This window comes from Arthrobacter sp. AK01, from assembly GCF_021109375.1.
In the GTDB taxonomy this organism is placed as follows: Bacteria; Actinomycetota; Actinomycetes; order Actinomycetales; family Micrococcaceae; genus Arthrobacter.
The window spans coordinates 15,323-28,219 of sequence record NZ_JAJOHP010000041.1; the positions used below are offsets into that span (position 1 = coordinate 15,323).

At 63.6% G+C, this 12,897-nt stretch carries 16 protein-coding genes and 1 pseudogene; 9 read left to right on the forward strand and 8 right to left on the reverse strand.

The features are described from left to right. Positions 1–28: 28 nt before the first annotated feature. Complete coding sequence (gene dacB, locus LN996_RS14970) at positions 29–1,474, reverse strand: D-alanyl-D-alanine carboxypeptidase/D-alanyl-D-alanine-endopeptidase (RefSeq protein ID WP_231341156.1); 1,446 nt, start codon at positions 1,472–1,474, stop codon at positions 29–31. 208 nt (positions 1,475–1,682) lie between these two features. On the opposite strand from dacB, the gene LN996_RS14975 reads away from it, so the two are divergent. The 7 genes from LN996_RS14975 (at position 1,683) to LN996_RS15005 (ending at position 6,578) form a co-directional block, all read left to right on the forward strand. Then, positions 1,683–2,171, forward strand: coding sequence for an inorganic diphosphatase (locus tag LN996_RS14975; RefSeq protein ID WP_024818962.1), 489 nt, complete (start codon positions 1,683–1,685; stop codon positions 2,169–2,171). Positions 2,172–2,338: 167 nt separating this feature from the next. Beyond that, positions 2,339–3,319, forward strand: a complete 981-nt coding sequence (locus LN996_RS14980) for a hypothetical protein (RefSeq protein ID WP_231341157.1) — start codon at positions 2,339–2,341, stop codon at positions 3,317–3,319. After that, positions 3,316–4,092 (forward strand): hypothetical protein, encoded by a 777-nt coding sequence (locus LN996_RS14985; RefSeq protein ID WP_231341158.1) that lies wholly within the window; start codon positions 3,316–3,318, stop codon positions 4,090–4,092. Before LN996_RS14980 ends, LN996_RS14985 begins: the two co-directional genes overlap by 4 nt. Before the next feature lie 47 nt (positions 4,093–4,139). Further along, positions 4,140–4,775, forward strand: a complete 636-nt coding sequence (locus LN996_RS14990; RefSeq protein ID WP_231341159.1) for a hypothetical protein — start codon at positions 4,140–4,142, stop codon at positions 4,773–4,775. Next, positions 4,747–5,397: a hypothetical protein gene (locus LN996_RS14995; protein WP_231341160.1), complete on the forward strand. Its 651-nt coding sequence runs from the start codon at positions 4,747–4,749 to the stop codon at positions 5,395–5,397. Before LN996_RS14990 ends, LN996_RS14995 begins: the two co-directional genes overlap by 29 nt. A gap of 71 nt (positions 5,398–5,468) precedes the next feature. After that, on the forward strand, positions 5,469–6,068 hold the full coding sequence (locus LN996_RS15000) for a hypothetical protein (RefSeq protein ID WP_231341161.1): 600 nt from the start codon (positions 5,469–5,471) through the stop codon (positions 6,066–6,068). Between the two features lie 39 nt (positions 6,069–6,107). Beyond that, positions 6,108–6,578: a phage tail protein gene (locus tag LN996_RS15005; protein ID WP_231341162.1), complete on the forward strand. Its 471-nt coding sequence runs from the start codon at positions 6,108–6,110 to the stop codon at positions 6,576–6,578. A 70-nt stretch (positions 6,579–6,648) separates the two neighbouring features. Here LN996_RS15005 and LN996_RS15010 read toward each other — a convergent pair whose 3' ends face one another. From LN996_RS15010 to LN996_RS15020, 3 genes are read right to left on the reverse strand one after another with little or no spacing between them, the layout of a single operon-like run. Then, positions 6,649–7,224 carry a DUF3618 domain-containing protein gene (locus tag LN996_RS15010; RefSeq protein ID WP_231341163.1) on the reverse strand — a complete coding sequence of 192 codons (576 nt, stop codon included), beginning with the start codon at positions 7,222–7,224 and terminating at the stop codon, positions 6,649–6,651. Then, positions 7,221–7,634: a phage holin family protein gene (locus tag LN996_RS15015; RefSeq protein ID WP_269215746.1), complete on the reverse strand. Its 414-nt coding sequence runs from the start codon at positions 7,632–7,634 to the stop codon at positions 7,221–7,223. The genes LN996_RS15010 and LN996_RS15015 overlap by 4 nt, the downstream gene beginning before the upstream one ends. Further along, positions 7,610–7,831, reverse strand: coding sequence for a hypothetical protein (locus LN996_RS15020; RefSeq protein WP_231341165.1), 222 nt, complete (start codon positions 7,829–7,831; stop codon positions 7,610–7,612). The genes LN996_RS15015 and LN996_RS15020 overlap by 25 nt, the downstream gene beginning before the upstream one ends. A 303-nt stretch (positions 7,832–8,134) precedes the next feature. On the opposite strand from LN996_RS15020, the gene LN996_RS15025 reads away from it, so the two are divergent. Continuing rightward, entirely contained in the window at positions 8,135–9,217 is a 1,083-nt protein-coding gene (locus tag LN996_RS15025; RefSeq protein WP_231341166.1) for an aromatic acid exporter family protein, read from the forward strand. Here LN996_RS15025 and LN996_RS15030 read toward each other — a convergent pair. After that, positions 9,192–9,794, reverse strand: a pseudogene (locus LN996_RS15030) (sigma-70 family RNA polymerase sigma factor); the annotation flags it as partial. The gene LN996_RS15025 and the pseudogene LN996_RS15030 overlap by 26 nt on opposite strands. Before the next feature lie 104 nt (positions 9,795–9,898). Here LN996_RS15030 and LN996_RS15035 point away from each other — a divergent pair. Next, entirely contained in the window at positions 9,899–10,639 is a 741-nt protein-coding gene (locus tag LN996_RS15035; RefSeq protein WP_231341188.1) for a GAF and ANTAR domain-containing protein, read from the forward strand. Between the two features lie 4 nt (positions 10,640–10,643). Here the strand turns inward: LN996_RS15035 and LN996_RS15040 are convergent, their stop codons facing one another. The 3 genes from LN996_RS15040 to LN996_RS15050 form a co-directional block, all read right to left on the reverse strand. Then, positions 10,644–11,039, reverse strand: coding sequence for a DUF1761 domain-containing protein (locus LN996_RS15040; protein WP_231341167.1), 396 nt, complete (start codon positions 11,037–11,039; stop codon positions 10,644–10,646). Between the two features lie 80 nt (positions 11,040–11,119). Next, complete coding sequence (locus LN996_RS15045; protein ID WP_231341168.1) at positions 11,120–11,959, reverse strand: AraC family transcriptional regulator; 840 nt, start codon at positions 11,957–11,959, stop codon at positions 11,120–11,122. A 50-nt stretch (positions 11,960–12,009) separates the two neighbouring features. Next, complete coding sequence (locus tag LN996_RS15050; RefSeq protein ID WP_231341169.1) at positions 12,010–12,855, reverse strand: HAD family hydrolase; 846 nt, start codon at positions 12,853–12,855, stop codon at positions 12,010–12,012. Positions 12,856–12,897 lie beyond the last annotated feature (42 nt).

Here is a 12,897-nt window from a genome sequence, read left to right on the forward strand (position 1 = left end):
GCTCTTAAGTTCGCTCCACGCGGAGCACCTAGCCCTGGCATCCGCATGATGCCAGCACCGACGCTGAACGGTCCATTGCCACCTTGTTTGCGGCGGCACCGGGTTCAAGGCCGTTGCCGATGAAGGAGAACACCAACAGCCGTCCGTCGGCGTCCACAACGTAGCCACTCAATGCGATCACCGTATTCAGCGTTCCGGTCTTGGCCCGGACCAGTCCGGCTCCCTCGGCGGTGCTGGCGTCCACGTACCTGTCATCCAGGGTGCCGGTCAGCCCGGCTACCGGGAAGCCATCGAGCGCCGTCCGAAGCGCCAGGTCCGGTCCGCTGGTGATGGCTCGGACGACCTCGGCAAACTGGCGGGCGCTGACCTGGTTTTCCAAGGCAAGCCCGGAAACATCGGCCAACTGCATCGAATCCGTGGTGATCCCCAACTCCCCCAGCCGTTGCCGCACGGCTGCGGTGGCGCCGTCGTACGTGGCCTTTTGACCGGAGGCCAAGGCAGTCATCCGTCCCAATGCCTCGGCCAGGAAGTTGTCCGAGGACTCAAGCATGAGGTCCACCTGCTCGCTGACTGTGGCCGATTCCGCGGCCGCCAGCACCTTGGCGGGGATGCCTTTGCCGCGTTCGACGCCGGGACTTACCGCCACGCCGGCCGCCGCCAACTGCTCGGCGAAGGCCTGGGCCGTAGTGGCGGTGGAATCCTGGGGCCTCGGCCCCGTCAGGACATCGGCCGAGTAGCGCCCCGAGTTCAACGCAAGGGAGAACAACGGAGCGGTCTCGCCGGCGGCCACGTCATCCAGGCTCCAGGCCGGGTTGAGGGGCGCACCGGTGAAGAGGGAGTCGTCCACCTGGACAGTAACAGGGCCCTTGACTCCGGCTTCAGCCAAGGCAGCGGCGGTATCGGCGGCCAGGGAAGCCAAGCCGGCGCGGCCCATGACTGCAGACGGATCGGACGCGGAGGCACCCAGCAGGACGTCCCCTCCCCCGGTCAGCACCACTGTTGAGGGATCCTCACCGGCGAGCACGCGCGTGGTGAAGCGGGATTCCGGACCGAGCGCCTTCAAAGCAGCGACGGCGGTCAGCAACTTCATGTTGGAGGCCGGAATCCGGTTGGCGTCGGCGTCGCGGTCGAAAAGGACCTGGCCGGTGGAGGCGTCCATCACCACACCGCTGATGCTGCCGCCGCCAGCGGGTTTCAGCGTGGCGTCCAGCAAGCGGGCAACTTCAGCGGGCACCGGAACAGGGGCGTCAGCGTTCAAGGGAAGCACACCGCTGGCGTCGGCCAGGCGGTCAGGCTCCTGCTGCCATGCTGGGACCGAAGGTGACGGCTTGGGCGCGGCGAGCAGGCCCGGCACCATGCCAACCACCACCACCGCACCGAGGCACAGCAGGACCGTGGCCAACAGCACCGGCCATTTCAAGCGCCCCCACGCCGAAGATACCCAGCGGGCACCCCCGTTTTTAACGCCCTTCATGCAGTTGCTTGGTCCTGTCAGTCCTGAAATGTCCCCGCCGGTTCAAGAAACCCGGGCCTCTCGCTATATCCTCAATAGTAGTCGGCGGCACCGGCTGTCCTTTTGCCTGCCGCCAGCCCCGGGTTTAGCAGCCTGCCTGAGGCACCGTCACCCGTGACGGCCGCTTCGGCGGGGCGACGCCCCACCCACACCCGTCAAGGAGCATTCCATGAAGCACGACGTGACCATCGAGATCCCCAAGGGATCGCGCGTCAAGTACGAAGTTGACCACGAAACCGGCCGTGTCCGCCTGGACCGCGTCCTGTTCACCTCCATGCAGTACCCCACGCACTACGGTTTCTTCGAGAACACCCTGGGCGAGGACGGCGACCCGCTGGACGCACTGGTGCTCCTGCAGGATTTCGACCTCCACCCGGGCGTCATTGTTGAATCCCGCCCCATCGGCGTCTTCAACATGACCGACGACGGCGGCGGAGATGCCAAGGTCCTCTGCGTCCCCGTTGACGCCCGCTTCGACCACATCCAGGAAGTCAGCGACGTCAGCGAATTCCTGATCAAGGAAATCGAGCACTTCTTCACTCGCTACAAGGACCTGGAGCCCGGCAAGTGGGTCAAGGCCGAAGGCTGGGGCGACCGCGCCGCCGCCGAAGCAGAGCTGGAAGCTTCCATCAAGCGCTACGTTCCGGCAGCACACTAGTCCGCCCGAGGGGGGGGGGGGGGGGGTCTCCCCCCCCCCCCCCCCCCCCCCGTCGTGCTTTAACGTCCTGATTTTGTGCACATGGGCATGTCTCCCCATCGCGGCAGCTTGCAGGTCGGCCTAGGCTGGGACGAGACTTTTCGACGCTTGTACACAGGGGGTTCCACATGGCTGGGTTCTACGGCGCAGACATCGCGCAGCTTCGCAGTCTGGCCGGCGTGATGGGCAAGGCTGCCGATGCCATCAATCTGGAGAGCTCGCAGCTGTCCAACGCCATTAATTCGACGACGGCGTGGCAGGGCAGGGACGCCACTGTGTTCAAGGGCGATTGGAATTCACAGCACCGGCAAAGCCTGGTGAAGGCCGCCAACATGTTGCGCGAAAACGCGAGCCAACTGAAGAAGCACGCCAACCAGCAGGAGTTCGCCAGCCACAATGACGGCTCGGGGACATCGGTGGGCGTCCTGAAGGACGTCTACGACACCGGAATGGGCGTCAAGGAACTCGGCGCCCAGCTATGGACCGCTTACAAGTACGGCAAGCTCGGCCATGCGGAATGGGTCAAGACCCGTGAGGTGCTCACCAACTGGCGCGCCGGCGGCACCGTGGTCCGCGATGCCCTGACCGCGCTCCGCAACGGCGAGAAGGTCACCGACGTCATCACAGACCTCAAGGCCAATATCCCCTACAGCCAGGCATTCCAGGATGCCAGCAAATTCTCCAAGGGACTGCGCATTGCCGGAGCCGTGGCCGCTCCTTTGAACATTGTTGGTGGCATCAGCGACATGATCAACCCCGAGCACGACGGCTGGCGCGGCACCGGCGACCGCGTTGCCGGTGGGTTGTCCGTGGTGGGTGGCGTGGGCAGCATCATGCTCATGACAGCCGGTGGCGCCGCGCTGCTTGGACCCATTGGGGCGCCGATCGTCATCGGCGCCGGACTGGTTGCCGGGGCTTGGGCCTTGGGCAACCTCGTGGCCGATAACTGGGACTCCATCAGCAACTTCGCCCGCAACCCGGGCAGCTACATCGCCGATGGCGCCAAGGAGGTGGCGGGCTTCGCCAAGGACGTAGGCAGTAAGGTGGCAGACGGGGTCAGTGACGCCGCCAAGTCAGTCGGAAACTTTGTCGGAGGGATATTCGGATGACCACCAGCACCATGAAATTGACCCAGCGGGACATCGAGGCCGCGGCCAAGGTCCTGGCATCAGCCAGCGCAACAGGGGCCGCGCTGCCCACGCTGACTGATGAAGAAGTGGTGGCGCTGGACGGCGTCCAACACGAACAGTTGGTGGCCCTGCCTTGGCTTTCGGCCCAGGACGGAAGCAAGGAACTGATGTGCGCCGTCGCCTTGCGCGGACTACTCGCCAAAGAGCTGGTGTATCCGGTGGTTTTCGTGGGTGAAACCGAACCTTCCCGTCTGCACGCCACCGAAGAAATAACCGGTGCGCTCACCCTGCGCCGCAGCGGAAGCAGCGTTGTTTCCGTGGAACGCACAGTCTCCACTGGCAAGCGCTGGCTCTACGGCTACGTCCACGACGACGGTGTTCTTTTGGAGGAAGTGGACGAAGGCGGCCTGCACGGCTTCACCGTGGTCACCCGGGATCAGCTGGTTCCCCGCCTGGCCGACTTCGTAGATCCTGAGAAGGCTGCCGCCAAGGACACCGACCCCGCACTCTACACAGAGGCCCAATTCGAGGCACACGCCGCCACAGCACTTGCCGACACCCAGGCCGCCAGCAACGTGGTGGCTTTCAACTCCGACACCGATGAATTCCCGACGGTCACCGTGTACACCGGCCCGTCCGGCGTTAGCGTGCTGACGCCTCAGGTAGCCGGCGATTCCGTGTCGTTTGAGCTCCAGGAAACCTCCGCAGCTTCCTTGGCCCGGATCCTGGGCGGGTTGGCCGGACTGGGCTGACGTCCGCTCGCAAAGCCCCCCCATCGCCGTCGAGCTGAAAGCCACTCATGAGCACTCCTAAATCCACAACCTCCACCGGCTTGGTCGATCCAGTCACCGGACGCGCTGTTCGCCGCCACACCGACACCGGCGCGTACTTCGTCAAGGCATCCGGAACCGCCCACTTCTGGGGCCGCGTATTGGATGCAGTGGTGTTCCTGGTGGGCTACGTCATCCTGGCAGCGATCGCCGCAGTGGTGCGTGAGTCGATGATGTCCAACGGATCCCTGCTGGGATACAACGACGGTTTCTGGCTGACTCTCTACATTGTCCTGTGGTTTGCGGGCCTGTTGGTCTACGGCATGATCTGGGGCACCGCCGGCAGCGTTGGAGACGCGGCCGCGGGCATGCGCTCCGTGCGGATCAAGGACGGCACGACGGCGGGAGCCTGGTTGGGCGGATGGCGCTCCATCTGCTGGTCCTTCTTCCCGTTCTTCGTGGTGATGGTCATCGCCTCAGCGCTCAGCGGTGGGGGCGGCGACACTTGGGACCCGAAGTTTGCTGCCATTGATCGTCGTTCAGGCATTGCCCGCGGCCAGCAGCCGGTTCCCGATCCCAAAGTTGTGGCAGCTGAAAACGCCGCGGCCGGGGAGCGTCAGGACCTGCCCAACCTCTATGGCCGGCGTCCGGATGCGCGGCCGTAATTGGCTGGTTCGCCGCGTTGAGCGCGAGTTGGGTCCCCAGCTGGGGCAGCTCCGCTATGTAGCATTTTCCCGGCGCATCTATTGGAACGTCCTGGCCCCCTGCTTGCTAATCGGCTTCGCCTTCGGGGCCATTGCAGAGTTTGTCAGCCCCATCCGTTCCACCAGGGAAGCCGGACACTTCAACGATCCCGCTTTCTTTGTGATCACCAGCATGCTGACGGGCCTCGTACTGTGGGCAATGACCTTCCTGGGCAGCTTCCGGAAACTCTTGGTCCTCGATGGCGGAATCGTGGCCAAGTACTCGCAGAAACACACCCGTTTGGTAATCCCCTGGGCCGAGATTGTCCCCGGGACCCTCAAAGCTGTGACCACTGCCGACGGCACCGATCCCGAGCGCCGGCTGGTGGCACGTCGAAAAGTTTCCTTGGGTGCCGGAGGCAGTAACGCAGTGGTTTTCCAGGCCCGCGACACTTTCTGGATATTCGCGTCAAACCAGGATCCCGCCCCTTTGGTCACAGCCATCCACGGGGCCATGAACGACGCCGGAACACCGGGCGCCGCGCAGGCAGCGGCAGGTGCGCTGCCCGCCGTCGTACTGACCGGGCGAATGACGCTCGACTGACCAGCTTTGCCCGGCAAAGGGCAAATTTGGCCCTTGCAGACCGTCTACCAGCCGGTAGCATGTGATCCACTATGTTCACTCTCACCATCAACCAACGCGACAGTCGCCGCGACGGCGATCTTGTGCCGCAGCTGCTCAAGGACCTGCGGCATATTCCTGCCCGGCTCGACTTTGACCGCTCCGTTGAGGATGAGGTGCAGGGAATCGTAGAGTCCGGCCACCAGGCCGTGGAGACTGCGTTGATCGCCCTCAGGTCCAGCCAGTGGTACGTGGGAATCGGCGTGGGACCCATCAATGAGCCGCTGCCCAACCTGGTCAAGGATGCCTCGGGCCACGGCTTGGTGTACGCGCGCCGGGCCGTCGACAGGCTGCGCAACGGCAAAGAGCGGATCCCCGTCGCCGTGGACGGGCCGTTGTCCGCGTTGGCCTCGGAAGCCGAGGCTGTACTGCGGCTCCTGGGACACATTGTCCAACACCGCAGCGCGGCGGAATGGCGGGTCCTTGACCTGCTCACACCCGGGGTCCGGGGCCAGCAAAAGACGGTGGCGCAGGAGCTCGGCATCACCACCCAGGCCGTCAGCAAGGCGCTGGCACGGGCTCAGTGGGCGGAAGAACACGCCGCCCGTCCGGCCGCAGCGCGCCTCCTGCAGCTGATCCTCGAAGTACGCTGAATCATTTCCGTGCCTGACCGCACCCCAACCGGAGGGCTTATGCCGTACACCGTTGACTTCGAGGCAGTTTCGACCGTCGGTTTGGAATCGTCCCCCGTGGCGGAGACCGCCGCAGGATTGCGCGCCAACGAAGCCCGCTATTTCCGGACCAAATACAAGCACATCTTCACGGTAAGCCCCGCGGAGGAAGTCCCCGCGGTGGTGGAGCGCGTAAGCCGGATCCTTCGGGAAGAGCGCGACATCGTCATTGAGTCCCGTCCGCTGGAAGCCACCGCCTTCCAGGTCGAAGACCTGCACATGGCTTACGTGTTCTACGAATCAGGGCTGTCGATCAACGTGATGTACAGCCTCGACGACGGGAAGCGGGCCGTTGGTCTGAAGTTGGCCGAGGGGATGGACATCCCGGCCGAGTTGGAAGCCAAGTTCAAGTTTGCCCGACAGAAATCCAAGCTGGCCGGGGTTATCCGCGGCTCCTTCTTCCTGATCAAGGGCGAGTACCCGCCCAACTGAGTCGCAGTTAATGCCGCTTTAAGGGCTCAAAAGGGCATCTGCTGCGACTCAGCTGGGTCAGCGGGACACTCTACTGGTTGCTGACGTTGTCCCTGGCCGTCTGCACGCGGTCCTGGACGTCGGCGGCTGCTGCCTGGCCCTCGTCCTTGACGTTGGCTGCGGCGTCCGTGGCGCTGTCTTTGACGTTCTGCATCGCATCCTGCGCGGGCTCGCGCAGGTGCTCGGCAACTTCCTGGGCAGCGTGGCTCAGCTCATCGGTCAGCGGCTGGGCAGCGTCCTTAACTGCTTGGGCAGCTTCGCGTTCCTTCTCTGAGGCCGGGAACAGGGAGGCCACCAACAAGCCCGCTCCGAACGCGATCAGGCCAGCTGCGATCGGGCTGCCTTGTGCCTTGCGGGTGATTGCCTGCGGTGCGTCGCCAATGTCGGAAACAACCCCGGAAACGGCATCATGTGCTTGGTGCGCGGCGTCGCCGGCCCTGTCCTGCACGTCATCGCGAGCGCCGAAGACTGCAGTCTTGACCTTGTCCACACGGCGGTTGACGATGTGCGACGGCGTGACCTTGTCAGCCACCGCATCAACGTTGGTGCTCAGCCGCCGGCGTGTTTCTTCGATGTCGGCGCGCAGGGCGTCGGGGTTCTGCGTCATCGTGACTCCTCAATGTTCGGTTTCAAAGCCGGGGGTATTTCCTTGACCGTCTGGGCGGTCCGGGGCATGCCCTTGATGGTGTTCAGTTCCTTGCGGCCCAGCGTGGCCAGGACCGCAGCGATGATTCCCCAGATGACCCCAACAATGACGGCGGACCACCCAAGGCCAACAAGCTGGCCCAAGGCCCACCAAAGGGCGATGGACAGGAACAGCACGGTGATGTGGCCCGCATAGGCCGCTCCGCCCAGCATTCCCGCGCCTTTGCCTGCTTTGGTGGCAGACTCCTTGAGTTCGACCTTGGCCAGTTCCACTTCCTGGCGCATCAACGTTGAAACGTCCCGCGTCAGGTCGCCCAACAGCTCGCCAAGGGGAAGGGTTTCCGCCTTCACATGGGCCTCTGTGGGTGGCAGATTGGCGTGACTGCCTGCTGGACCAAGTCCGTTGCGACGCCGCCGTCCTCCGTTGAATTGGCCATGGTGGACAGCTCATCAGAGATTGACCGCAAACCCTCGGCAACCCTTTGCTGCTGGGCTTGGGCTTGCTCGGACAGCTCGCCTTTGGTTTGAGTGAGCAGCTGGCGGGCGTTCACCTTGACCTCGTGGGCCACGTGACCAGTTCAACGTCCGGCGAGTCCAGGTAGCTTCCGGTGAAGGGCTGGGTCCCGGCGTGGGCCCCACCCCTTGGCGCTGCGAAGCTTCCGTCCTGCGGAGATTGGCTCTCAGCCATTGTCGCTCTCTTTCCACAGTTGGCAGGCTGCGGACAGCAGCCGGGATAGTAAGTATCGTTACTATCAATGGTTGTGTACCCGCTTGCGGCGGTTCCAATCACAATCACAGAGGAAATTGATGCTTCGCTCACGTTCAACACTTTCGGCTCGACAGGTGACGACATACCTGCGAACGTTGGCTTGATGAGCCAACTGCCAAGCAGGCGGCGGCTGATCCCCGCGCTTCGAAAAACCGTCACACGCCACCGACTCCTCTTCGCGGCCAAAACGGCCGTTGCAGCCGGACTCGCCTGGTACCTCGCACCCTTCATGCCCGGGTCCGCGGCCGCCTATCCGTACTACGCCCCGCTGGGCGCCTTGGTCAGCATGCACCCCACCGTGGCGGACTCCGCCAAGCATGGGCTGCAAAGCCTGGCCGGATTGGTCCTGGGCATCGGCATGGCCTTTGCCATCACCACCGTGGCAGCACCAACGGCCCTCGCTGTCGCTTTGGTGGTGGGACTAGGCGTTCTGATCGGCGGTCTTCCCCGGCTGGGCACTGCGTCCGAATGGATTCCCATGGCAGCCCTGTTCGTGCTGGTGTTGGGAGACTCAAATGCCGAAGGCTTCTCCTTTGCGTACGTCCTCCAGATGGCCCTGGGCGTTGCCGTAGGCTTCGCCGTGAACTGGCTGGTTTTCCCGCCTTTGCACCTCGACGACATCGACCCCGCAATCGCCGGCCACCAAGGCGCGTTGTCCCGCCAGCTCAAGGACATGGCCAAGGCAATGCAGGAGTCATGGCCGCCCAACCATGAGGCATGGGCCACCCGCAGCGACGAGCTGTCCCTCACGGCCGCAGCCGTGCGGACTGCGGTGCACCAAGCTGAGCTGAGCGCCAAAGCGAACCCCAGGTCCCGCCGTCGAGCCACCCGCCTTCCGGGCGATTTGGCTGAACTGCGGACGCTTGAGCGGCTCACGTTCCATGTCCAGGACATCACCGACGTCCTTGCGAGCGCCATCTGGGAGGAAGGCGCCGGGACAGTCGTCCCCGATGCCGTGGTGGGCAATCTGGCCGAGTCCCTGAATGCCGTTGCGGCCGTCATTGACCACTGGCGGGATGCGGAATCCGGCGAATTGGCCAGCCGCTTGGCGGAGGCCAAGGACGGCATCACCGCCCTCAGCGATGCCGTGGCCGAGGCCGCTGCAAATCAGTCCCCTGTCAACGCACCGGCGTCAGTGGCCATGAGCCTGCGCCGGATCCTTACGGTTGTCTTGTCCGTGGACTAATGCCGTCACCGAGGTTCGAGCGCCGGGGAGGAACCCCGGCCCCTCCGGCACCCATTCCGTCCAGCAACCGGGCCTGGAGGTCCCCGAGGATTCTCGAGAGCCTGCGTGAGACCTGCATTTGGGACATCCCGAGAGCTCCGGCGATGGTGGACTGCGTTTCCTCGCGGTAGTAACGCCGATAGAGCAGGTGCCTGTCCTCTGCGCTCAATTCCCGCATGGCATTTCGCAGTGCCAACACATCCTCAATCCGGTCAGTCGGGCACCCCAGGGCCGAAAGGGTGCCCTGAAGGCCTTCACGCCCCTCGGATGCCGGGGCATCCAGGGAGTCGGGCCGCTTGCTGGTACCAGCCATCAGGGCTTCACGAACCTGACCGGGATCCAGACGCAGGTCTGCCGCAACTTCGTCCGGCGTAGGAGTCCTCTGGAGAGTCTGCGTCAGCTCTTCGGTCCGCGCCAGCACTTGGCGCCTAAGGTCCTGGATGGTCCGCGGCGGGCGTACTACCCAGCAGTGATCACGAAGGTATCTCTTGACCTCCCCTGCGATAGCGGGCGCCGCGTAAGCAGGGAAGCTTGCGCCCTTTGACTCGTCATAGACTCCACCAAAAGGAAAGCATACTTACTATTGGCATACAACCGGGTTAGGCTCACAAGGTAGCCATGTCCACCGGATCGGAGATCTCCATGGAAGACCCACAGCTCGCAGAGCCGACTACGGTGCTGTCCGATATTCAGGATCTGTTGCTCAGCACTCCGGATGTCGAAGCGTTTCTTGAAGAGCTGGCCCGCCACTCGGCAACCATGTTCAGCAGCCCTGACGCAGAGGTTTACTGCGGGATCACACTGATGCGCCACCGCACAGCCGGCACCGTGGCGAGCAGCAGCGAACGTGCACGGCAATTGGACGAGGTCCAGTACGCTTACCCGGACGGTCCTTGCCTCCATGCTTGCCGCGAAGGCACCCAGGTCCACATCCCCGACTTTGAGAAAGACAACACGTGGCCGGACTACAACGAGGCCATCACAGGCCATGGGCTCCGTTCCGTGTTGGCGGTTCCTTTCCCGCTTCCGGACAACGCCTCGATGGCCGGCCTCAATCTGTACTCAGACCGTCCCAACGCCTTTGACCAAGCAGCCGTGCAGCGCGCCAACGACTACGTGGAGCAGGCGTCCAAGGGTCTTCAGCTGGCAGTCCTGATCGCACAGCACAGCCAAACCGCCGCCAATCTGCGGGCTGCCATGGAGTCCAGGACGGTGATCGACGTAGCCACAGGCATCATCATCGCCCAGAACCGGTGCACCCAGGTGGAGGCCATCGAGCTTATTAAAAGGGCCTCCAGCAACCGCAACGTCAAACTGCGGGTGGTGGCGCAGGCCATCGTTGAGTCGGCCGGCGGAGGGCCGATCCAGACTGTCTTCAAGTAGGTCGCTACCCCTGCATGGCACCGATGATGGCGCCCATGGCCGTGAAAGTGACCACGTTGTAGCTGCCATTGATGGCAAACAGCGTCAAGCTGCGGCGCTCGAACAGATAGTTCACGCCAAGCGCCGTGGCCACCCATCCCAAACCGGCAGCCAACCCTGCAAAGGTCCCGAACGCGAAGCCGCCACGGCCAATGAACGCCGCCAGGAAGACGGCCATCACCACGGCGAGGATGAATGAACCCACAAAAACCCGCGCAGTTCCGGACTTCAACTGCTCATCGCTCACGCCGGCGGCTTTCTGCCACGGCTTGGCGAAGAGCAACGAATACCAGAGCCCACCCACCACGAATGTCGCCAAGGCAGCCAACAGCACCGCAAGCCAATTGATCTGAATCTCCATGGGGGTCCTCTCCAAGGTGTGCAGTTCCTGAATGCACAGTACGCCCGGGAAGGTGAGGGGGCTTGTATAAAACCCGCACGTTATCGGGAGACTTCCTCCAGCGGAACAAAAGTGGCGTATTCAGCGCCGTAACTCCGCACCACCTCAAGGTACTCGGTGGGCGTAAAGCCGCTGAAGCGCCTAAAGGCCCGGATCAGGTGCGGCTGATCGTAGTAATCGGCCAGGTGCAGAAGTTCACGGCCCGGCACCGAGCCTTGGGGCAGCGCTGCCGCCTGGTTGACGATCCGGTTGAATCTGCACACGTCCGAGTAGGCCTTGGCGGTGGTCCCGCAGTCCCGCATCATGACCCGCTCCAAGGTGGAGGAGCTGACCCCCAACCTTGCCGCAAGGACGCTGATCTCCACGTCTTCCCTGGCGAGGGTTTCGACAGCCTGCACGGTTCTCGGGTCCGCTCGGTAGCCGGGCCTGATCTGTTGTTGCAAGAACCCTGCCAGGGCCGCGAATGCTTGCCCGGGCTCGGCTCCCCCAAGATGCGAGCGCAGTTCCGTAAAGCCCGGGAAGATGATCTCGGCATCCACCACGCGGTTCTGAAACCCCGACGGCGGTTGGCTGGTGAACGCCGCAAGGCCGTAGGGAGTCAGGCGGGCACCAACGTTGAAGAGCTGATCCGGGTTCTCGCTGATGACGTAGCTGCGCTGCAGGCCGGCATAGAAACCTGTGGCAACTTCCGTTGCCGTGGGTTCGCTGGCGTTTCCGGACGGCCTGATCAGACGGTACGGCTCCGAGAGGTTGAGAATCAGGTGCGATTCCGGCCCGGGGAGGATTTTCTCGTACCGGGCCTGAGGCTGGGCGCGGACAAACCAAAGGGAGGTGACGAACGGCTGCAAACCCGGCGGCGCGGGACACTCTTCGTAGAACACAGCCCCAGTCTAGGTAGCTCCGCGACAAATCCCGCCGGGGCCCGCGACAGTTACAGCAGGCTGCGCAACACCTGCGCCGCGCCGTCGTCGAGCACTGACGCAGTGACCTCATCCGCAACGGCGAGTACCTCGTCCGGAGCCTGACCCATGGCGACACCGCGACCCGCCCAGGTGAGCATCTCAATGTCGTTGCGCCCATCACCCACGGCTACTGTGTTGGCTTGGTCAGTACCCAGTTTCCGCCGCAGTGCCTCCAGGGCGCTGGCCTTGGTGACTCCCTCAGCGGCAATGTCCAGCCATGCCGTCCAGCCCACCGAGTAGGTCACGCCGGAAAGCCCGATGTGCTTAATGGCCTCGTTGAATTCGTCAGAGGTGTTCTCGCTGCTGAAGACCACCACGCGTACCGCCGTAGCATCCAGCATGGTCTGGAAATCGACGCCGATGGACTCCACGCCAAAGCTGGCGTCCTGGAAGCGCTCGGTGGAGAGGAAGTTTCCGTCCTCGTCCTCCAACGCGTACTTGGCATTGGGCAGCCGCTCGCGCAGGGCCCTCAGAGCTGGCGCGGGATCGAAGGTGGCCTTGTGGATGATCTCGTAACCCTTGTCCAGCGAAGGATCCAGTCGAAGTGTCACGCCGCCATTGCAGCAAACGGCGTAGCCTCGTTCAAGGCCGATCTGCTCGATGATCGGGAGCGTCGCATTGAGCGAACGGCCGGTAGCGATCATGACGTCGTGTCCGCTGGCAACCACAGCCTGGGCAGCGGAGCGAACGCCCGGTGACATGTGGCCATCGTGGTCAACGAGCGTGCCGTCAACGTCCAAGGCGACCATGAGGTTGTTGTTGTTATTTGGCTGGTCATCGATGCCAGCAACTGGAGTATCAGTCAAAATAGTCATGCTTACAGTAGAGCAGACACCTCCGACACTGAACTAGGACCG